Annotated in this window: 1 protein-coding gene; it reads left to right on the forward strand. The window is 58.6% G+C overall.

Features of this window, described 5'->3' with window-relative positions; translation table 11 throughout:
- A partial coding sequence (locus CBX98_RS25675; RefSeq protein WP_172606040.1) for a ribonuclease E/G occupies positions 1 to 355 on the forward strand: 355 nt, incomplete at both ends.

The following is a 355-nucleotide window of genomic DNA, read 5'->3' on the forward strand; positions in this document are numbered from 1 at the left end:
ACCTACCTCAGCAAAGTCTGGCGCGTGGTCCAGGAGAACATCCAGAAAGCGAAGATGGGCGAACGTGTGTACGAGGAACTCTCGCTGCCGTTGCGTTCGCTGCGCGATTCGCTCAACGACGGCATCGAGAAAGTGCGCGTCGATTCACGCGAAACCTACGAGAAAACCGTCAAATTCGTGCAGAAGTTCATGCCGGTGCTGTCGGACCGCATTGAACACTATGCCGGCGAGCGGCCGATCTTCGATCTCTACGGCGTGGAGGACGAAATCCAGCGCGCCCTGCGTAAAGAGGTGCCGCTGAAGTCCGGCGGTTACCTCATCGTCGACCAGACCGAAGCGATGACGACCGTCGATG

Source organism: Vibrio sp. T9 (genome assembly GCF_003123985.1).
In the GTDB taxonomy this organism is placed as follows: domain Bacteria; phylum Pseudomonadota; class Gammaproteobacteria; order Enterobacterales; family Vibrionaceae; genus Vibrio; species Vibrio diabolicus.